At 49.4% G+C, this 21,110-nt stretch carries 18 protein-coding genes; 9 read left to right on the forward strand and 9 right to left on the reverse strand.

Annotated elements, in window-relative coordinates; genetic code table 11:
- The first annotated feature begins 190 nt into the window (after positions 1–190).
- Positions 191–1,399 carry a multidrug efflux MFS transporter EmrD gene (gene emrD, locus IFO68_RS14635; protein WP_192016587.1) on the forward strand — a complete coding sequence of 403 codons (1,209 nt, stop codon included), beginning with the start codon at positions 191–193 and terminating at the stop codon, positions 1,397–1,399.
- A 60-nt stretch (positions 1,400–1,459) separates the two neighbouring features.
- On the opposite strand, the gene IFO68_RS14640 is transcribed toward emrD, so the two are convergent.
- On the reverse strand, positions 1,460–1,786 hold the full coding sequence (locus IFO68_RS14640; protein WP_192016588.1) for an HI1450 family dsDNA-mimic protein: 327 nt from the start codon (positions 1,784–1,786) through the stop codon (positions 1,460–1,462).
- Positions 1,787–1,994: 208 nt separating this feature from the next.
- Between IFO68_RS14640 and IFO68_RS14645 the strand changes: the two genes are divergently transcribed.
- The gene (locus IFO68_RS14645) at positions 1,995–2,768 is read left to right on the forward strand and encodes a nucleotidyltransferase domain-containing protein (RefSeq protein WP_192016589.1); all 774 of its coding nucleotides are present in this window, start codon (positions 1,995–1,997) and stop codon (positions 2,766–2,768) included.
- A 61-nt stretch (positions 2,769–2,829) separates the two neighbouring features.
- A complete protein-coding gene (locus IFO68_RS14650) occupies positions 2,830–5,187 on the forward strand; it encodes a DNA polymerase II (RefSeq protein ID WP_419555447.1) in 2,358 nt (785 codons plus the stop codon).
- Here the strand turns inward: IFO68_RS14650 and IFO68_RS14655 are convergent.
- The 5 genes from IFO68_RS14655 to IFO68_RS14675 form a co-directional block, all read right to left on the reverse strand.
- Positions 5,184–5,825, reverse strand: coding sequence for a response regulator transcription factor (locus tag IFO68_RS14655; protein WP_192016591.1), 642 nt, complete (start codon positions 5,823–5,825; stop codon positions 5,184–5,186). The genes IFO68_RS14650 and IFO68_RS14655 overlap by 4 nt on opposite strands.
- Positions 5,794–7,188, reverse strand: coding sequence for a cache domain-containing protein (locus IFO68_RS14660; protein ID WP_192016646.1), 1,395 nt, complete (start codon positions 7,186–7,188; stop codon positions 5,794–5,796). Before IFO68_RS14660 ends, IFO68_RS14655 begins: the two co-directional genes overlap by 32 nt.
- Before the next feature lie 139 nt (positions 7,189–7,327).
- On the reverse strand, positions 7,328–8,611 hold the full coding sequence (locus IFO68_RS14665; protein WP_192016592.1) for a TRAP transporter large permease: 1,284 nt from the start codon (positions 8,609–8,611) through the stop codon (positions 7,328–7,330).
- A 10-nt stretch (positions 8,612–8,621) separates the two neighbouring features.
- Positions 8,622–9,146 carry a TRAP transporter small permease subunit gene (locus IFO68_RS14670; protein WP_192016593.1) on the reverse strand — a complete coding sequence of 175 codons (525 nt, stop codon included), beginning with the start codon at positions 9,144–9,146 and terminating at the stop codon, positions 8,622–8,624.
- 76 nt (positions 9,147–9,222) lie between these two features.
- Positions 9,223–10,314, reverse strand: coding sequence for a TRAP transporter substrate-binding protein (locus IFO68_RS14675; RefSeq protein WP_192016594.1), 1,092 nt, complete (start codon positions 10,312–10,314; stop codon positions 9,223–9,225).
- 449 nt (positions 10,315–10,763) lie between these two features.
- Here IFO68_RS14675 and IFO68_RS14680 point away from each other — a divergent pair, with 449 nt between their 5' ends.
- A complete protein-coding gene (locus IFO68_RS14680; RefSeq protein WP_192016595.1) occupies positions 10,764–11,015 on the forward strand; it encodes a DUF1289 domain-containing protein in 252 nt (83 codons plus the stop codon).
- 88 nt (positions 11,016–11,103) lie between these two features.
- Here IFO68_RS14680 and rplY read toward each other — a convergent pair whose 3' ends face one another.
- Positions 11,104–11,382 carry a 50S ribosomal protein L25 gene (gene rplY / locus IFO68_RS14685; RefSeq protein ID WP_192016596.1) on the reverse strand — a complete coding sequence of 93 codons (279 nt, stop codon included), beginning with the start codon at positions 11,380–11,382 and terminating at the stop codon, positions 11,104–11,106.
- Between the two features lie 346 nt (positions 11,383–11,728).
- Here rplY and IFO68_RS14690 point away from each other — a divergent pair, with 346 nt between their 5' ends.
- Positions 11,729–13,885, forward strand: a complete 2,157-nt coding sequence (locus tag IFO68_RS14690; protein WP_192016597.1) for a TonB-dependent hemoglobin/transferrin/lactoferrin family receptor — start codon at positions 11,729–11,731, stop codon at positions 13,883–13,885.
- Between the two features lie 74 nt (positions 13,886–13,959).
- On the opposite strand, the gene radD is transcribed toward IFO68_RS14690, so the two are convergent.
- Positions 13,960–15,699: a DNA repair helicase RadD gene (radD, locus tag IFO68_RS14695; protein ID WP_192016598.1), complete on the reverse strand. Its 1,740-nt coding sequence runs from the start codon at positions 15,697–15,699 to the stop codon at positions 13,960–13,962.
- A 106-nt stretch (positions 15,700–15,805) separates the two neighbouring features.
- Positions 15,806–16,300, reverse strand: coding sequence for a GNAT family N-acetyltransferase (locus tag IFO68_RS14700; protein WP_027252305.1), 495 nt, complete (start codon positions 16,298–16,300; stop codon positions 15,806–15,808).
- 280 nt (positions 16,301–16,580) lie between these two features.
- Between IFO68_RS14700 and rsuA the strand changes: the two genes are divergently transcribed.
- The 4 genes from rsuA (at position 16,581) to IFO68_RS14720 (ending at position 21,065) form a co-directional block, all read left to right on the forward strand.
- Positions 16,581–17,270, forward strand: coding sequence for a 16S rRNA pseudouridine(516) synthase RsuA (gene rsuA / locus IFO68_RS14705; protein WP_192016599.1), 690 nt, complete (start codon positions 16,581–16,583; stop codon positions 17,268–17,270).
- A gap of 336 nt (positions 17,271–17,606) precedes the next feature.
- Positions 17,607–18,797: a Bcr/CflA family multidrug efflux MFS transporter gene (locus IFO68_RS14710; RefSeq protein ID WP_192016600.1), complete on the forward strand. Its 1,191-nt coding sequence runs from the start codon at positions 17,607–17,609 to the stop codon at positions 18,795–18,797.
- A 38-nt stretch (positions 18,798–18,835) separates the two neighbouring features.
- Positions 18,836–19,492, forward strand: coding sequence for a DUF2913 family protein (locus IFO68_RS14715; RefSeq protein ID WP_192016601.1), 657 nt, complete (start codon positions 18,836–18,838; stop codon positions 19,490–19,492).
- 202 nt (positions 19,493–19,694) lie between these two features.
- Complete coding sequence (locus IFO68_RS14720) at positions 19,695–21,065, forward strand: MATE family efflux transporter (protein ID WP_192016602.1); 1,371 nt, start codon at positions 19,695–19,697, stop codon at positions 21,063–21,065.
- The last annotated feature ends 45 nt before the right edge of the window (positions 21,066–21,110 follow it).

Here is a 21,110-nt window from a genome sequence, read left to right on the forward strand (position 1 = left end):
CGTGCTGATTAGGTTAGGATTTACTTGTTGTTTGCCTTGCCTGCCATTACTATCCCGCTCGAAAGCTCGTCATAAGGCTACTTGATGCAAATGGTCGATTCTGCAGCCATTTCTCAACGTTCACTCTCCGCATTGACTTATGATGACTTGAACTTATCTTTTTCTTTGTATTGTTGTAAGGAGTGAGGTTGTGCAAAGGCAATCTTATTCTGCCAGTGTGGCAAAAATGTTGTTCCTGATTATTATTCTGGCCGCCGTTGGGCAAATGACCCAAACCATGTACGTGCCAGCGATCCCACAAATGGCAGCGGTATTCAGCATTAAGCCCGCTTTCTTGCAGGCTGTGATGGCCGCGTATCTCATTCCGTACGGCCTGTCTCAGTTCGTCTACGGCCCTTTATCGGATCGGATTGGACGTAAGCCTGTGATGTTGGCCGGTATGTGTATTTTCATACTCGGCACAATACTGGCGCTTTTTGCCCCTTCGTTTGAAGTTTTTCTGCTTGCCAGTTTTATTCAGGGCATGGGAACCGGGTGCGGTGGCGCAATGTGCAGAACCATTACCCGGGACTGTTACGAAGGTGCAGAGCTGCACAAAGTAAACAGCCTGGTCAGCATGGGCATTATTTTCTCGCCGCTGATTGCGCCGGTACTGGGCGGATACCTGTCCGAGGCATTTGGCTGGTCGGCAAGTTATGTGTTTTTACTGGCGTTGGGTGCTGCCGTTACCTTGATCATTTTATCCCGCTTCACCGAAACCCTGCCTGCTGAGAAGCGCAGGGTAGAACGTGTGACAGTCAGCTACAAATATGTGCTGAGTAATCGTAAATTTCAGGGGTATGTCATGTGCTTAGTGGCAACCTTTTCAGGGCTGGCTGTATTTGAAGCTGCCGCTGGCGTATTACTGGGTAATGTACTGAAGCTGGATCCGACGACAGTGAGCTGGCTATTTGTTATGCCATTGCCGGGATATCTGCTGGGCTCCTGGATGTCGACTTTGTTGCTCAAGCATATGGGGCAGCAGCGGGTGCTTTATGTCGGGTTGGCAGCACTTGGCTTCGGTGCGATAACCATTTTGTTGCCTGGGATGGCAGGGTTAGTCACCGTCAGTTCACTGATTGGCGGCGCATTTCTGTATTTCATTGGCTCCGGGATTGTTTTTCCTGTTACCACAACAGCAGCGGTGGAGCCTTTTCCTTTCCATGCCGGTACGGCGGGGGCTGTGCTGGGTGGTTTGCAAAACTTAGGCGCGGGTGTTGCGACGCTGGTAGCGTCTATGCTGAGTGCAAAAGACCAGTTCAGTCTGGGCGCAATAATGACGTGCATGGTGCTGATGGCGATTGCCAGCCTGCTCTGGGTCAGACGTTGTCAGCAGGAAGAAACGCCTGTATTGGTATGATTTAAAAAAACGGTGCTGATATCAGCACCGTTTTTTGTTGTATCTGACTTAATCGCCTGATTAGTCGCGTTTCCACAAGATGTGGCAGAATTTATTGTCCGGATTACGGCTTATCAGCATGCGGGCAAAGACGTCATCTAATTCATCGCTGGCTTCATTCACCAGCCCGATCCGCACTTCTGCATATTCTTCGCCATCAACAGCGAAGCCAACATGGCCTGGCCAGTCTTCTCCGGTTTCTACAACCTCTGCAGCACCACGGTCATCAAACTGAGCCGTGAACAGCAAGACATCGGCGGGTTCCAGACTGTCTTGTGCCATTTCCAGAAAAATATCGTAGGCAGCTTCAATAACGTCGTCGTATGAAATCAGGTCTAAGTTATCCATGTTTGGGTCAATATCAGTTTTATTGAATAGAACCGGGAGTATACCAAGGCCACCTGTCGATGGCTATGATACAGACGATTGTGCTGTAGCAGGCGCGGGCAGGCCTTAGTTGGTTGAGATTGCAGCGTTTAAGCCTGCCGCCAACTTTAAGGCTGCCACTTTCATGCTATGATGCTGGCAGACAGTGCGGTGCTCCAGGAAACAGATATTGCCAACTTTTCTTCCCGTCATTGATAACAACCGGCCTTTTCAACCGGTGTTTCAACCCTGTATTAATGAGACTTTGCAACACCTCGGTGTCCTGTTCAAAGACACACTTCACAGCGTATACCTTGCAGGTAGCGTTGCACGTCGTGATGCTGTGCCCGGGCAGTCCGATCTTAACCTGACTCTGGTGTTTGAGCGGCCACTGAACGATCTGGAAAAAAGCCGGCTGCACAGCCTGAGCACTCATATTGCCAGGCGTTACAGGGCAGTGAAACGTCTGGATATCAGGCTCGCCATTACGCGTGATGTCTTGTCACTGGACGGTATTTTTCAGTGGGGTTTTTGGCTCAGACATTGCTGTGTGTGCCTCAAGGGCGATGACTTGTCCGGACGCTTTGGTGCTTTCGAACCCAGCTGGGACGCGGCAAAATCATTAAATGGGCCTTTTGAACCCATCCTCATTGAATACCGGGAGAAAATCCTGAAAACACGGGTGCCTGAGCATTACCTTGACTACTGTGAATATATAGGGAAGAAAATGCTGTGGACGGCATATACGCTTGTGTTTCACCGGGAAAAAGTGCTGGCCCTGTCAGTCAGAGAGGCCACAGATCTGTTTTTGAAAAATTACCCTGATAAAGCTGTCGACGTTGAGCGTGCGTATATTCTGATGAGCCGGACACAAGTGCCTAAAAAGGCCTCCTTGTTTTTGATGCAGGGTTTTGGCCAGTGGCTTGTTGATGAGTGGAATAAAATTGAACGCAAAATCGGCTAAGCATCCCCACGTTCCACCTGGGCAAAATACACATTCTTTATCTCAGCAAGCTGAGGGGTTCGTGCTCACCCGTCAAAGCCGGGACAGGCAAGGGCAGACTCAGATTGTTATCTGGGTGAAAACGGACCAAGGACCTTGCCAGCTGGTTATCGACGGTGAAAGTCCCGTGTGTTTTATTCCGGCCAGCGAGCAGGAAAGGGCAGACACTGTACTTACCCAACACGGTTTTTCAGTCAACTGGCGCACGCTGGACATGAAAGACTTTCAGCACCAGACCATGTCGGCCTGCTACAGTGCTACGATCAGCTCCAGCCTTCGGATTGGCGCATTGTTGTTAGCAGAAGGCATTAAAGTGTTTGAAGATGATATCCGGCTTGCTGACCGTTATCTGATGGAGCGTTTCATCCGCGGTGGAATTGCCTTTGCAGGGAATGCTGTTATCAGAGACGGGTATACCGAATTTCGTCAGGTGAAAACCAAATCGGCGGATTATCTGCCTTCACTGTCTGTAGTCTCACTGGATATTGAATGTTCAGAGAAGGGCGTTTTGTATTCTGTCGGTCTGCACAGCGAGGCTGACAGCCGGGTGATTATGGTAGGAGAGCCACTCAACGCAGAGCAAGAGCAACTGACATGGATTGAATGGGTCCGGGATGAAAAAGCCCTGCTGGTGGCCATGCAGGAGTGGTTTATCCGCTACGATCCTGATGTCATTATCGGCTGGAACGTGGTGGATTTTGACTGGCGCTTGTTACTGCGGCGTGCAGAATGGCACAAATTGCCTTTGCGGCTTGGCCGTGGCAGGCAGACGCCGCACTGGCGCCAGTCCAGTCAGAACCCGAATGCCGGTTTCATCACCATTCCGGGCCGGGTGGTGATGGACGGTATTGATACGCTGAAAACGGCCACTTATAACTTTCGTTCCTGGTCGCTGGAATCGGTCGCACAAGAACTGCTCGGCGAAGGCAAAGCTATTCACAATGTGTACGATCGCATGGCTGAAATTAATCAGATGTTCCGCGAAGATAAAGTGTCACTGGCACGCTATAACCTGCAGGACTGTAAACTGGTTACCCGGATCTTCGAAAAAACACACTTGCTGGATTTTGCGCTGGAACGTAGCCGGCTGACGGGCGTCGAGCTGGACAGAGTCGGCGGCTCGGTTGCTGCATTCACCAACCTATATTTACCTCAGTTACATCGCGCCGGTTATGTTGCCCCTAATCTTGAAAGCGAAAACTGGATAGCCAGCCCCGGCGGTTATGTGATGGACTCGAAACCGGGTTTGTATGACTCGGTGCTGGTGCTGGATTTCAAATCGCTGTACCCGTCGATAATCCGCACATTCTGTATCGATCCCATGGGGCTGGTTGAAGGTTTACTTCTGGATGAGGGGAAATCTGAGCAGCAGGCCATTGCTGGCTTTCGGGGCGGCCGCTTTCACCGGCAGAAACATTTTTTGCCCGAAATGATCGAAGCGCTGTGGGCCGCACGCGACCAGGCGAAAAGAGACGGTGAAAAAGCGTTTTCGCAGGCGATAAAAATTATCATGAACTCTTTTTATGGCGTACTGGGTTCCTCAGGCTGCCGTTTTTTTGATCATCGTCTGGCCTCTTCGATCACCATGCGGGGTCATGAAATTATGAAGCTGACCCGTGAGCGCATTGAAGAGCAGGGTTATGAGGTGATATACGGCGACACGGATTCGACGTTTGTGTCGCTGAAAAAGGCCCACAGCGGTGAGGATGCGGATGCCATCGGTGCCCGGCTGGTGGTTGATATCAATGCCTGGTGGGCCCGGCATCTGCAAGAGCATTACAATCTTGCCTCCGCTCTTGAGCTGGAATACGAAACCCATTACCACAAATTTCTGATGCCGACGATTCGGGGACAGGAAACCGGCAGTAAAAAGCGTTATGCCGGTCTTGTGATTCGAAGCGGTGTTGAAGAGATGGTGTTTAAAGGGCTGGAGACGGTCCGCACCGATTGGACTCCCTTAGCACAGGAGTTTCAGCAGACTCTTTACCGTAAAGTGTTTCATGACGAAGACGTGGAAGAGTATGTACGTGCTTACGTGGAAATGACCGGGCAGGGAGCATTTGACGACAAACTGGTGTACCGCAAAAGGTTACGCCGTCACTTGTCTGAGTATCAGAAGAATGTACCGCCCCATGTCCGGGCCGCCCGGCGAGCCGACGAGGTTAATCAGCAGCTGGGCCGACCATTGCAGTATCAGACTGGCGGCTGGATTGAATATGTCATCACCACACATGGCCCGGAACCGGTGGAAGCCAGACAAAGCCAGATTGATTACGACCATTACATAGACAAACAGCTGAAGCCGATTGCAGATGGGATCCTGCCGTTTATCGGACGGCATTTTGACGACATTATTGCACCGCAACTGGGGCTGTTCTAAATCAGATTTTCTTTCACGGCATAAGCGGTGAGCTCAGCCGTGGAGTGCATGTTGAGTTTATGCTTGATATTCTGACGGTGGGTTTCCACTGTTCGGGTGCTGATCCCCAGTTCCATCGCAATTTTTTTACTGCTTTTGCCCAGCGCCACCTGACGCAGTACAGTTTCCTCACGCCGGCTTAATGCCGCCAGCACCATTTCAGCAGGCTCAGCCTGCACAATGGGCGTGGCGAATAAGGTATCGGCGACCAGTCGGCAAAAATACCGTCCGCCCTGATGCACGGCTTCTATGGCTTGTACCATTTCCTGTGCGGAAACTTCTTTGAGAATATAACCGCTTGCACCGGCCTGCATGACCTGAAGAATGTATTCGCGATTGTCATGCATGGTCAGGATCAGCACTTTGATCTCAGGAAAGCGGTGACGGAAATGGCGTGTGGCTTCAATACCGTTCATTTCCGGCATACTGATATCCATCAGTACCACATCGGGTTGGCACTGCTCGGCTTTTTTCAGCGCTTCATCGCCATTATTTGCTGTTGCAATCACTTCGATGTTGGCTTCGTTGTCGAGCCGTGCTTTAAATCCTTCCATGACGACCTGATGGTCATCCACTAACAGCACTTGAATTTTTGCCATAAATGTCCAGTCCTTGTTTCAGAGGGAGGTTGACCAAAATTTCCGTTCCTTGCCCCGGTTCACTGCTGATATCCAATTCGCCACCAAGAAATTCTAGCCGTTCACGCATGTTGCGAAGGCCGATTCCTTTGCCATTCATGGCGTGTTGCACATTAAATCCCGTCCCGTTATCGCGAATAATAAACTGCAAGTTTTCCTGTATCACTGAAAGTTCTGCATCGATAGCGTCAGACTGAGCATGCTTGCTGATGTTCACCAGTGATTCCTGAGCCACCCGGTATAGCGTCGTCATCATATCTGTAGAGAGGCTGGCGTTGCCAAGTGTCAGAGAACGATTGACACGTATGCCGGTCGAAGCGGAAAAATCACTGAGCAAGTTATCCAGTGCCGCAGTCAGTCCTATGTCATCCAACGAGCTGGGACGCAGACTGTGCGAGATACGCCTCAGTTCGGCAATGGCCTGCAACAGGGAGGATTCACTCAGACCTCGATGGCGTATGGCCTGTTCGATGTCTGATCTGGCTATTTTGTCCTGAAGCAATTCCAGATGGCACTTGCAGGAAACCAGCAACTGGTTCACCCCGTCGTGGAGTTCTCTGGCGACATGCTTTTTCTCTTCTTCCTGAAACATGACAGTTTTATACGCCAGCTCTTTTAAGCGGCTGTCTGCTAACCTGTGCTCATGAAGGTTGATCGCCAGCGTGGTGATCAGAATGATCAGAGTGGTGATGGCAACCAGAACAATGACAGAAATGAAGGTCGTCCGAATGTTAGCCTGTACTCCCTGTTCGACCTTGGCCATTTGGCGGGCGACATCTTCAATGTACAGGCCGGTACCTATCATCCAGCGCCATTTAGGCAACCATGCCGCATAACTGAGCTTTGTCACGATTAAATCACTGGAGGGTTTATGCCAGAGGTACTGATGGAAACCACCGCCAGACTTGGCTTTTTCTATCAGTGCCTGAATGAGGTAATTGCCATTATTATCCTGCAAATCCAATAAATTTTTTCCGACCAGTTCAGGTAAAACAGGGTGGGCCAGATTGGTGCCATCTTCATGGTAAACAAAAAAATAGCCGTCATTGCCGTATCTCAGGTCGTTCAGAACACGTTTTACTTCCGCCTTGGCTTTTTCATCATTGGCTGCGGCGTTTTGATAGATGTGATTAATGCTATCGAGGGCAAGATCGACAGTGTCTTTCAATGCCTGCTCTTTAGATGCGATCAGGCTGGCACGAAAAGTGGCGATTTCTTTTTGCCCGAGTGAGGTTGCCTGATGGATAGCAATCCAGCTGATCGCAGCGCTGATCAGCAGTAATGGGAGCAGTGTCAGTAAGATCAGCTTCACTTTCAGGGGCATAGTTGCAAACGTAGGGCTGTTGAGCGATTGCATAGTTGTCTTGAATGTTAACAATTTGTTGGGGATATCAAAGAAAAATAGCGGCACTTTATGGAAAAAGTGCCGGCTAGCTCTAGATTTGCGGGGTTTCATTGCAAGGCTACAGTCCGTAGAAGCCAGGGAATATTAAGACAGAGGCCAGGATCAGAACCTGAATGGTAATGAAGGGCATAACACCTTTATAAATATCCCGCGTGGTAATACCGTCAGGCGCAACGCCTTTAAGGTAAAACAGGCTGAAACCAAAGGGCGGAGTCAGGAAGGAGGTTTGCAGATTCATGGCAATCAGAATGGCAAACCAAAGCATATTGATCCCCATAGCATCGGCAATAGGCGCAAGGATCGGCACCACAATAAAGCAGATTTCAACGAAATCGATGAAAAATCCCAGAATCAGAATGATGAGCATGGTCAGGATCAGGAAACTCCATTCTTCACCGGGTAAAGACAGCATCCACTCTTCGACCAGATAATCACCGCCTGTGTAGGTGAATGCCATAGAGAAAGCTGTCGCACCTAGCAGGATACCAAACACCATGGCGGTTACTTTGACGGTTTCAAATGCACTGTCATACAGCATGCGCCATGAGAACTGGCGGTAAACGAGCGACAGCAAAACCGCCCCCATGCCGCCCAAAGCAGCAGACTCGGTAGGGGTGGCGATACCCGCAAAAATTGACCCTAACACCACGATAATCAGCGCCAGAGGCGGCAACACGGCTTTCAGTGCCGTGATAACTTCCTGCTGACGAGACTGGTCGGGATCCCGTTCCATCGGCTGGGTGGCTTCCGGATTCAACCAGCTGTAAATGACGATGTAAACGATATAAGCCAGTACCAGTGCGAGGCCGGGCCAGATAGCGGCCTGAAACAGATCGCCAACCGGAATTCCCAGTACGTCACCCAACAAAATCAATACGATGGATGGCGGGATGATCTGACCCAGGGTACCTGAAGCACAAATTGTGCCTGTCGCCAGGCCTTTGCTGTACTGATATTTCATCATAACAGGCAGGGATATCAGGCCCATTGCGACAACAGAAGCCCCGACCACGCCGGTTGACGCGGCCAGCAGCGATCCTACTAATACTGTTGAGATAGCCAGACCACCGCGAACACTACCGAAAAGTTTCCCCATGGACTCCAGCAGTTGTTCTGCCAGGCGGGTTTTTTGCAGCACCAGGCCCATAAAGACGAAAAGCGGTACGGCCATGAGCACAGTATTTTGCATAATGCTCATGATACGAAACGGCATGAATGCAAAGATTTCCGGCCCTTCTGCCCAGACGCCGAACAGCAGTGCGATGCCGCCGAAGGTAAATGCCACTGGAAACCCGAGTAACAGGGCAAACAGGGCAACGATAAACATGATGATACCAACCACGGAATATTCCTTATTTTTCGTGGAACAGGCTTGGGTTTACCAGCCGGTTAATGTTGTGCAGCAGCATTCCGATCCCTGAAATGGCCATAAACAGGAAAGAAAGAGGGATCAGGCCTTTAATCAGCCAGCGATAAGGTAAACCGCCCGGGTCGCCGCTGGACTCACCAAGAGAGTAGGATTCTTTCATATAATCAACGCCATACCAGTACACCAGGATACAGAATGGCAGCAGGAAAAAGAGTGTCCCCAGCAGGTCGATAATGGCGCGGGTTTTGAGAGTGAAACGTTCGTAGAAAACATCTACCCGCACATGGCCGCCAGCCTTAAGTGCGTAGGGAACACCCAACAGGAAAACGGCAGAGAACAGATGCCACTCCATCTCCTGCATGGCAATAGAAACATGGTTAAAGGCATACCGCATAACAACATCATAAAAAACGTTGAACATCAGTATGATAAACAGAGTGCTGGCCATCCAGCCAAGCAAATCAGAAAACCGGTTGATGATTTTTTCGAAGGCTAACAAGCTTCGCATAATAACTCCGTCGCGAGGCAACATTCCAGACTGATAAATAAGCATGCACCGGACAGACCGGTGCATGACTTTAGTGTTATTTCTGTTCAGCCTGACTGTCGAGATAGGCTTTATCAGCAATCAGCGTCCATTCACGGGCTTTTTTCAGATAGGCCGCTTGTGAATCCAGGATCTCTTTTGCCAGAGGATCACTCTTGGCCTGCTCTTCAAGCAATTCATCGTTGGCCTGGCGAATGGCTGCCATGACGTCATCCGGGAAGTTCATGACTTTGATGTTCGGATATTCTTCCTTCATGGTTGACCAGTTCTCAGCACTGGCGTGGGTATTTAAGATATACATGTCATAGGCAGAGAGGCGCATCGCAACGCGCAGAATTTCCTGCAGATCAGCCGGCAGGCGCTCCCAGGATTGTTTGTTAACCAGAAATTGCAGTTCAGTTGCAGGCTCATGCCAGCCGGTATAGTAATAAGGTGCGATTTTGTGGAAACCCATTCTCAGGTCCAGGCCCGGTCCCACCCATTCCAGCGCATCAATGGTACGGCGCTCAAGTGCTGTGTAGAGCTCGCCCGGCGCAATATTGGTCGGACTGGCACCTAACTTAGCCAGTACCTCACCGGCAAAGCCCGGAATACGGATTTTCAGGCCTTTCAGATCATCAGTCGTTTTGATCTCTTTCTGAAACCAGCCGCCCATCTGAACGCCCGTGTTACCACCGGGGAATGACAGCAGGTTATGCGGGCCATAGACTTTTTCCATCAGTTCCATGCCGCCACCGTGATAGAACCAGGCATACTGTTCGGCCGCGACCATACCGAAGGGCATAGTGGAGAAATAAAGGGTATTCGGTACTTTGCCTTTCCAGTAGTAAGACGCCGAGTGGCCAATGTCATACTGGCCGGCTTTTACCATATCAAACACGCCCAGCGGCGCTTTGTGTTTATTGGCAGAATCGATTCGGATCTGCAAACGGCCGTTAGACATTTTCTCTGCTATCTCGGCCATGGTTTTGGTGGTGTCACCAAAAATAGGAAAGTTTGCGCCCCAGGTTTCCGCCAGCTTCAGGCGATAGACTTTTTCTGCGGAATAAGCGGCGGTACTGGAAAGTAAAACCGCAACCGCGCTGGCTGCCACCAGAGCATTGCGTACAGTGCGTTTTACCAGACTCATGTTTCACGTCCTCATTGTTATTGTGATAGCGGGATAATCCCTATGCAATCAAAGCATTGAACAAACTATAGGCCTGAACAAGCGCAATAACACTGAGTGGAGATCAAATAAGATCGTGATAAATAGCGACTAAGGTATTACGTATTAACACGTAGGTTATCTTTTTAGTTAAATTTAACTGTTTGATAAATAACTAATACTTAGTGCGTCATGTGCTTTGGTGAGTTTCGTAAACTACGTAGAAAAGACATAGGTAATTATGTTAACTATTTGTGATGGGTGTGAAGTGGCTCACTGATGACAGATCGGCATTACTTCACCCGAGCGTACCCTTGGCCGACTGGCGTTATCAGCATAAAGTCGTTACTATCAGTTTGTATGCAATTTAAGCAGTTTGTGGTTGTTATGAACCTTTCACCGTATAGCACGCAGATAGCAGAGAAGGGGATATGGAGCAGTTAGAACTTTTTACCATTCCCAGCCCGTGTATTGGTGTCTGCCAGGTGAATAACAGAGGGTATTGCAAAGGTTGCCTGAGAAGCCGAGAAGAGCGATTTCACTGGCAGGTGATGAGCAACGATCAAAAACGGCATGTGATCAAATTATGCCGGCAACGTTACCTGCGTTTACTCAAGCGCAAGCGAGATCTGGAAATGCAGGCCGCGAACGGGCCAGACAATCCGCAGCAAGATCTGTTCTAGAATTTCATTTCGTTTCATGCAAAATCACCAGACACAAAAAAAGCGCCCTGAGGCGCTTTTTTCTTCAGCGTTTTCACACCAACCGCAATTAGATGCGGATAAAGTCCATGTGCTGAACTTTTGGCTTGAATGGGTGACGCTGGATGTCTTGTGGCTTAACGTTCACTTCTTTACCGTCGATTACCAGAGTGATGGCATCGTAGAAGCCTTCTTTATCCATCTGGTTGATCACGTCATCGTGGTTCAGTTCGATTGCAACTGGAGCTTCAGTGCCACCGTAGATGATCGCTGGGAATTTGTTAGTGTGACGCAGGCGGCGGCTCGCACCTTTACCCAGGTCTGAACGTACTTGTGCTTCAAATTTCATGATAACTACTCTTAAGTGAGTGAATAAAAGAAGGTATTTCAGTAATGCGACCTTACTGAGTACCGTCAAATTGAGCGCGGATACTAACACTCCCTCATGAAACTGACAAGAAAAAATCCTGACAAGCCTTTTAAACAACGAAAAAATCATCAGAACCATCCCATGCATAGCTCTTTTCTACTTGCAACAAAATACACCCAACAAGTTTCATAAATTGGACTTAGTTCCAATAAAATTGCCCAACTGTGATATAAATAACATTGAGATTGATAGTAATTATCATTTGTTTTTGTATAATCTTTACCAATAACGAATCTAATTGATAAAAAAATTGATAGCAGGGTATATGAATCACAAACAACTCTCACTGATTGCCAGCTCTGTATTGCTGGCCCTTTCTCCTTCATTGCATGCTCAGGAAAAAAAATCTTATACAGATGAAATGGTGGTTACGGCAACGCGCACCGAGCAAAGTATTATGAATGTGCCGGGGTCTGTATCGAAAGTCACTGCCGAGGACATGGAAAAAAACCTGGCGAATGATCTGCAAGATGCGCTGAAGTATGAGCCCGGTGTCCAGGTGAATGGCAATGGCCGCTTCGGGATTTCTGATTTCACTGTGCGTGGTGTTTCCGGAAATCGCGTGAAAGTCATGGTTGATAATGTTGAGCAGCCTGCCGGGTATAATCCGGGTGCCGACCAGATGCGCAAGTATTCAAATGGATTCGAGGTTGATACTTTAACCGCTGTTGAAGTAAGCAAAGGTCCGGGCTCAAGCCTCTATGGTAGTGATGCCATTGGCGGTACAGTCTTGCTGAGAACGAAAAATCCTGAAGATGTATTACAGACTGGAGAAAACAATCATCTGGCTGTCAAAACGGGTTACGCAAGCAGCAGTGATCAATACAAAGCAACGATTGAAGCAGCGAATCGTACCGGTGCTGTTGAAAGTTTGCTGATTTATACCTATCGGGATGGCCATGAAACAAAAGCGCATGGTGATGGGGCTGATATTGAAGGTCGCAGTCGTGGGCAGGCGAACCCGCTGACTTTTGCATCGCATAACGTGCTTGGCAAAGTGTATGTCCAGGTGAACGACGCCAACCGGGTTGGTCTGGTTGCAGAATATTATACACGCGATACAGATGCCCAAATTCTGAGCCAGGAAAATTACGATGCTGGTGGCGGTTTCATGCCGGGTTTTGTTTATACCAATGTGCGAGGTCATGATGAAGATGCTCGGATCCGATTGGGGCTGAACCACGAATGGCAGGCCAATCTTGCCGTTGCGGATTCCGTGAGCTGGGCGTTGAACTGGCAGCAGAGTGAAAGTAAACACGATAACTACGATCATACTGATAGATATGGTAATCGGAATCGCTACCGTGGCGGTGAAGATTCAAGCACTCAGTTTGATGCACAGTTTAATAAAGCCATTGCGTTATCCAATACTCGTCATGAGCTGACTTATGGCTTGAGTGTTGTACAAAATGAGTTCGAGCTGGATTATAAAGACTATTTCCTGGATGCAGGGACAGAGAAACCTGGTCCTGTAGAAGTGCCAAATGCAAAATCTGTGAAATACGGTATTTTCCTGCAGGATCAACTGTATTTAATGCAGGATCAGCTGGTGGTGACAGGCGGTCTCCGCTACGACAACTATCAGGCTGAACCAGCTTCCTCTTCTGGTCTGTCAGACCATGAAAGTGATGCTGTCACGGGTCGTTTGGGGGCGGTATATCACTGGACGGAGAGTTTCAATACATACGCTCAGATCAGTCAGGGCTTCCGTTCACCAACTATTGGTGAAATGTATGAAGATAAAGATAACAGTGCGCTTGGTTACAAGATTGTTGCCAACCCGAATCTGAAATCAGAGAAAAGCCTTGCTTACGAAATTGGTGCAAGAACACAGGGGCGCATCGGTTTGATGAGCATCGCGGCTTTCTACACCGACTATAAAGATTTCATTGCTTCCCAAACTGAGGTTGTCAGCGGTATTCAAATCACCAGTAATGAAAACTTAGACTCGGCCAAAATTTATGGTGCTGAATTCGCATCTGAACTCTGGTTGGACGAAGCTCTGAACGCGCCAAGCGGTACTTACGCAAAAGTATCTCTGGCTTACCAGGAAGGCGAAGATAAAAAGACAGGTGAGGCCTTAGATTCTGTCGCTCCGTTTACATCGGTTGTGGGTCTTGGTTATGACGCACCGAGTGGTGATTGGGGCAGTGAGGTCAATGCGGTTTATGTTGCATCGAAATCTGGTTCAGACTGGTCGAGTGATACTAATGTTGATGCGCCAAGCTACACTGTGGTTGACCTGACCGCTTATTACACACCAACCGAAGATCTGGTGCTTCGTGCTGGCTTGTTTAACGCGTTTGACAAAAAATACTGGCGTTATCAGGACATTGAAGGCTTTACAGCAAGTGAACCCGGCTTGGGTCGTCACACGCAACCAGGTCGCAACTGGGGTGTGAATGTGGATTACGCATTCTGATTTTTTGATGGAATTCACTGTCTGAATTTAGCCGCACATCACTGTGCGGCTTTGTTCATTCTGAATCATCAGACTTACTGCTTGTACTGATCCAGATCGAACAACTTATCCCGAATCGCCCAGAAGCGGCCGCTTTTCCGGGCGATAATGATTTCCGGCGGCCGCAGCCTGTGTTCATTGCTGGCAACACGTGTTGGCGCTGTATCGGTGAAGGGCCGGTGGCGATCGACCAGGTGGGGATTGATGAATTTCTTCAGAAAATCATTTTTCTGCGTCTTATTGGCTAATGTCCAGACTTCGCTGATATGGCCGTCTTCCTCACTGAAGTAGGTCACTTTCAGTTGAGGCTTGCCGTACTGGTTCTTGCCCGGTTCCAGCTTCATATCGGTACACTTCATGATCATTGCATCTTTAAGTTTCAGCGCATCACGCAGTTTTTTGTCCGGATCGACCATTACCGCATCACACTGATGGCAGCGTCTGGCGGCGATGTCGTTGTCCGTACCGCATTCTTCGCAGAATTTGGCGCGAAAGCGATAGCCACACTCTTCACGCTCTCCGTCATCGTCTTCGAAATAGCCCTGACAGCGGCGGCCATAGTGTTCTATCAGAAAACCGGCCGGGTCGAGTTTGCCCCAGAAGCTGTTTTTAAAACCGCAAGCCGGGCAGGGCACCATGATCACTTCACTGTTACTGTCAGGTTTGGGATCGCCGACTTCCGGCTGGTACAAGTCATAACAGTTACCGGCATATTCGAGCACCAGACAGTCCGATTTACCTTCGGCTAACCGCAGACCACGGCCGACAATTTGCTGGTAGAGGCTGATAGATTCTGTCGGGCGCAGAATGGCAATTAAATCCACATGCGGTGCATCAAACCCTGTTGTCAGAACGGAAACGTTCACCAGGTATTTGATCTGCTGATTCTTGAACCCTGTGATGATGCGATCCCGCTCTTCCAGCGGAGTATCGCCAACCACAAGCGCGGCAGACTCACCGGCCAGATAACCCATGATTTCTTTGGCGTGATTGACCGTAGAGGCGAAGATCATCACTCCTTTTCTGTCTTTGGCATAATCGATCACCTGATCGATGATCATTGGGGTGGCGCGGGACGACTTGGCGATCACCGCATCCAGATCTGCCTCTTTATAGTGACCGTTGTTGGCAGGCTTAAGACTGGAAAAATCATAACCAATGACGGCCATGTCCATGATGCTGGGTTCGGTCAGGAAGCCTTCATCAAGCAGATAACGAATAGGCAGCTCGAAAATACAGTCACGGAAGAAGCGATCCTGCTCTGTCCGCACTTGCCCCCGCGTGTGGTATTTGTAAATCCAGCCCATGCCCAGCCGGTACGGCGTGGCTGTCAGGCCAAGGATTTTGATACCAGCGTTGATACGCTGGAGATGCTGGATAACCCGCTGATAGGCGCTGTTTTCATCATCAGGCACCCGGTGGCATTCATCAATGACCAGCAAGGAAAACTCATCGTTGAATTGCTCAAGGCTGTTGACCATAGATTGCACGGAGGCAAAAACGACTTGCTGATCGGTTTCTTTCCGGCCCAGCCCGGCTGAAAAAATGGACGCGTTCAGGCCGTAGCTTTCATACTTGGCATGGTTTTGTTCAACCAGCTCTTTGACATGGGTAAGCACCAGTACCCGGCCGCGGGCTATCCGGGCGAGTTCTGCGATGACCAGGCTTTTCCCTGCCCCGGTTGGCAGAGCCAGGACTGCAGGTGAGCTGTGTTTACGGAAGTAGTGAACTGTGGCTTTGACACAGTCTTGCTGATAAGGACGAAGCGTATACATCAATCACGGTCACTAGTGGAAAGCGAAGGGGAGTGTAACGGCTTTTCTTGGTGTTAGACAAGTAATCGGAGTAGGGCCCAGAGAAATGAGCCCCGGTGGTCAATCATTACGAAGCCATGTTCAGTGGCAGTTTCGTGGGCTTGATGGTTTTGGTCATCATGCAGAACTGGCGGCGCGGAATAAAATCGTGCTTCTCATAGAAGCTGCGGGCGCCTTTGTTACCTATGTTCACTTCGAGAGTCAGTGCATGCACACCGGCTTCTGCGCAGTGATGTTCAATCTGAGGCATGAGCTCAGTGCCTATTCCTTGCTGGCGCCATTCGGATTTCAGGTAGAACTGATCTATCAGGGCTATTCGTCCGCCATGCTCAAGGCTGAAGCTGTAACTCAGGATAATATGTCCGGCAATCATAGTATTGCCTTCATGTTCAATTTCTATAAACCAAACCTGACCCAGTTCAGGATTGTTCAACATCTGGTGTACTGCCTGTGTGGTTTGCTCACGCTTTTGTGGCAGGACTTCATATTCAAAGAGTTCCCCAACTAGTGTAAGCAGCATGTCCACAGAAGACAGGCTAGGCGCTACAAGTGAGATGTTCATAAGTCAACCTTAGTTGTTCGGTGTTTTCATGGCACAGTGGTGAGTTGTTCAAGGTGTTTATACGGATAACTCATGCCCTCTGTCTATAAGTGAAGACCGTGAAAATGGAGAAATGTTCTACTTTTTGAGCTTAGTGGCAGTTCAGGCAATGCGATGTAAAAATTTGTGATCAAGGGTTGCAATTAGTGATATCGCTTCAGCCGGCTCAGGTTTGAGATTTTTCGTGCATCACGCAGGTCAGGTTTTTATAATGGCGCTTTTGCACCACTCGGAGCCTGCAATGCGGCTTGACAAATTTTTATGTACCGCCCTGGGAATTACTCGCAAGGAAGCCGGTAAATTACTCAAAGAAAAAAGAATAGAAGTGAATGGCGACATCGTCAAAACCGGTGCGCTGAAAATCACGGATGACTGTGACGTTGAGTTTGATGGCAGCACGCTGCACATGACGGGCCCGAAATATTTTATGCTGAACAAACCTCAGGGTTACGTTTGTTCGCATGTGGATGACTTTAATCCGACCGTCTTTGTGTTGCTCGATGAAGTCAGCCCGGAAAAACTACATGTGGCGGGCAGGCTGGACGCTGATACCACAGGGTTGGTGCTGCTGACGGATGATGGCCAGTGGTCACACCGCATCACCTCGCCGCGCCACGTTTGCGAGAAAGTGTACTACGTGGAAACGGCCGATCCAATTCCGGCCTCTGCAATCAAGGAGTTCGCCGAAGGTGTACAGCTGCGCGGCGAGAAAGATCTGACCCGACCGGCAAAACTGGAGATTCTTGAGGAGTGCGCAGCACTGATCACTATCTCTGAAGGGAAATACCATCAGGTGAAGCGCATGTTCGCTGCAATCGGCAATAAAGTGGTGGCGTTACACCGTGAGCAGGTTGGCGCTGTCGTGCTGGATGAAGATCTGGAACCTGGTGAGTATCGTCCTCTAACGGAAGAAGAAATCGCCAGCTTTTAATCTGTTAGCGGCTTAGCGACTCAGTGTTATAGCGACTTAGTGGTAAAACGACTTAGCGGTAAAGCCAGAAGGCGTCGGCCCTGTAGGGGTATCGACGCCTTTTTAATACCTGCTATTTGTTCTTTCAGGCTGCAGAGAAAAACAGCGAAAATTCGCTGTCAGGCAACATAGATGCGATTTTTTGGTCAATACTTGAACTTTGTGATAACGCGCATCACAATTTTTCGCTAGTACACTATAAAAAGAAACTTATCATTTCCTGTCGGGAAAGATTTAAGTAGAGGAAATTGTCGTACAATCACTCCCTCTCCTTTTCAATATGCTAATAAGTGGTTTATGAATAAATCTGACAGTCCAGGCCTGAGCTTTTCGCTGATCCTCATCCTGGGGGCAATTGCCGCACTCACACCGCTGGCAATTGATATGTACCTGCCTGCTATGCCAACTATCGCGAAAGATCTGGGCGTGAGCCCCAGTTTAGTGCAGGTGACCCTGACAGCGTATACCGCAGGTTTTGCCGTTGGACAGCTTATTCATGGCCCGCTTTCAGACAGCTACGGCCGTCGCCCGGTACTGATAATCGGTGTGATGCTTTTCGCACTGGCGGCAGTGGTGAGTGCAATGAGCCATAACATCAACGAACTGACCTGGATCCGTGCCGCGCAAGGCTTTGCCGGTGCCTCTGCCGCCGTTATCATTCAGGCGCTGGTGCGGGATATGTTTGAACGGGAAGAGTTCGCCCGTACCATGTCTTTTGTCACCTTAGTGATGACAATTGCGCCATTGGCCGCGCCAATGATAGGTGGGTATCTGTCTGTCTGGTTCGGCTGGCGTTCCATTTTCTGGTTTCTGGCACTGGTTTCGGTGCTTGTCATTCTGGCCGTGTTAAAAATGATCCCCGAAACCCTGCCAGCTGAAAAAAGACTGCCGTTTAACTTAGGCTCCACACTCAGAAATTATGCGCGCATGCTGACATCAGCCCCCGCGCTCGGTCTGGTGGTGAGCAGCGGTTTTTCGTTTTCGGGGATGTTCGTTTTCCTCACTGTCGGCTCTTTTGTGTACATCGATCTTTATCATGTCAGCACCGAAAACTTTGGCTTGTTGTTTGGTCTGAACGTGATCTGTCTGATTGTCATGACCACCTTGAATGGCAAGCTGGTACGTAAAATGGGCTCGCATTATATGCTGCGTTTGGGCCTGATCATTCAATTGATCGCCGGGGCAGGGTTGATTGCAGGACAGGTGCTTGAACTCGGTCTGTGGGGCGTTGTGGTACCGGTAATGCTGTTTGTGGGCGCGATTTCTACCGTTGCCAGTAATTCAATGGCTTGTTTGTTAGCCAAGTATCCGCATATGGCGGGTACGGCTTCGTCATTGGCTGGTACAATGCGTTTCGGCACAGGTACTGTGGTGGGCGGTATTGTAGCGGCGATGCCAGATACCACAGCCTGGCCGCTGGCAGGAACGATGGCCGCTTGTGCAGTCTTAGCCTGCTTGTTTTATTGGGGACTGGCGAAAGACGCCTGATGACCTGTGATTGAATAAGAGTATTTGAAAGAAAAATTATGGCTGCGTTTTATCAAGAGCTGAACAAACTGGTGGATGAAGGTCTGGCTGAGTTGGAGTCTTCTGTTACAGCAGGCAAAACTCCCAACAATCCGGTGAGTGAAACGCACTTTATGAGTGCCTGGATCACCAAAGTGATTAAACAGCAACGCTATGATCATTGTGTGGCGAAAACATTGCTGGGTTGGCAGCAGATGGCTCGCAGTATGGGTAAGCAGGCACAGCTGAAGCTGAAGTTTGAACACCTCGCATGGGCGCTGTCGGGTGTGTTGACTGAAGAAGGCACCACCAGTCCGGTGAAATCTGAACAATTGGACAGGTTTTACAGTGCGCTGCTGCAGCTCGACTGGGTGGTGGCGACAGAATACGAAGTGAACCGAAAAGTGACGCACCACACCGATGGTCAGGCGTCATTGGTGGTGTGTGCGAAGCAGTCAAATGAAGCATTTGATGAGGCAGGAAGACTGGCTAAGCCATTGTCTGTTTTTGTTCGCGGCAATATCCAGCAATGCATTGATTTGGCCTATCAGCAAGGATTACTGCTGTACAAGGTTACTGACTATAAGTCGCTGGTGAAATACCACGGTGAATATATTCTTTATCCTGATAATGCAGGTGACTATCTTCCCGAACTTCCCACGCGAGCAGCAGAGTAAGAGACATTAAAGTGCAGCGAAGTCGCTGCATTTTTTATATTTTTATTATGTTTATCACGGTTTGTAGCCTGTCAGATAGAGTAAATAACAGGTCGGTTCAGGTTGTCATTCACTTGTGACTTCAACTTGTGATTTGAAAGGGCCAGTATAAAATCCGGGCCTGTCGCTTTTCTTGTTCTCTCCTTATTTTTCAGGAATATGTATGTCGCCATCTGCTTCTCCTTTATTTGAAGGGGTGTTTGTCCGTCGCCTGCTGGCGATTGCTTTTCCTATTGCCTTACAGGTTATGCTGTTTTCCAGCCGTAGCCTGGTCGATATTCTGATGCTGGGTCAGTTAAATGAACTGGATGTGGCGGCAATTGGTATTGCTGGCCGGGCACTGTTTGTCGTTACTATTATGCTGTTTGGTGTGACGACGGGGGGGGCATTACTGGCGGCCCAGTATTGGGGGGCTGGCAATCAGCACGGGATGAAGCAAAGTGTTGCGCTTACGCTGACCATGACAACCCTGGTCGCCACACTGGCTGCGCTGGTATTTCTTGTGCTTCCTGAGCAGGTTATCGGATTGGCGACAAATAACCCTGAGGTGATTGCCCGGGGCGCTGAGTATCTGCAAATTACCGCCGTGAGTTTGTACGCTGTGTCGTGGGGAAGCAGTGTCTCTGTGGGTTTACGGGCTATGCATCAGCCTGCGATCAGCACGCTGTTCAGTGCCGTAGGCATTGCGCTTAACCTGTTCCTGAACTGGGTACTGATTTTCGGTAATCTTGGGATGCCGGCTTATGGTATTGCCGGTGCAGCATGGGCCACGGCGATCAGCGGTCTGGTCGAAATCGCGCTGCTATTTGGTTATCTGCATCTCAAGGATCACCCGATTGCGCTGCGCTGGTCGCTGTTTCCTGAAGTACTTAATGCTCAGATGATAAACCGCTTCCTGAAACTGTCGCTGCCGACTACTTTTAACCATCTTGCCTGGTCGGGCGGGATCTTCATGTATCACGTCATTATCGGGCAGGCCGGTGTCGATGGTTTGGTGGCCTTATCGGTGATGACGCCTATCGAGTCGATGGCGCTGGCGATGCTGATTGGTATTTCCAATGCATCAGCCGTACTGATTGGCAATCAGTTGGGCGGCAGTAACATGGATCAGGCTTACCGGCAGGCCTGGGCCGTCACTGTGATCAATTTTGGCTTTGCTGTGGTCACGGCTGGACTGATGTTTCTGATCCGCGATCCTGCACTGGATTTGTTTGCTGCCATGACAGCGGAAACCCGGGAGTTGACCGAACATTTCTTCATGATTTTTTGCGTCGGTATGATAGTGAAAAGCTTGCCGATGACCATGATAGTTGGCGTGTTACGGGCAGGTGGCGACATTCGTTTTTGCTTTTATCAGGATATTGCGGCGCAATGGATGATAGGGATCCCACTGACTGCATTTTGTGCCTTTGTGCTGAAACTTCCGCTGGAATGGGTTTACGCCATGCTGGTATTGGAGGAAGTGGTGAAAATCATCGGTTCCAGCATACGCATACGCTCAAAAGCCTGGATGAATAATTTGGTGGCAGGTTAAAGTTTCATCCCATAACTTCCGATCCGGATGTTATCGCATGATAAT

It is taken from the genome of Photobacterium arenosum (genome assembly GCF_014841115.1).
GTDB lineage: Bacteria > Pseudomonadota > Gammaproteobacteria > Enterobacterales > Vibrionaceae > Photobacterium > Photobacterium arenosum.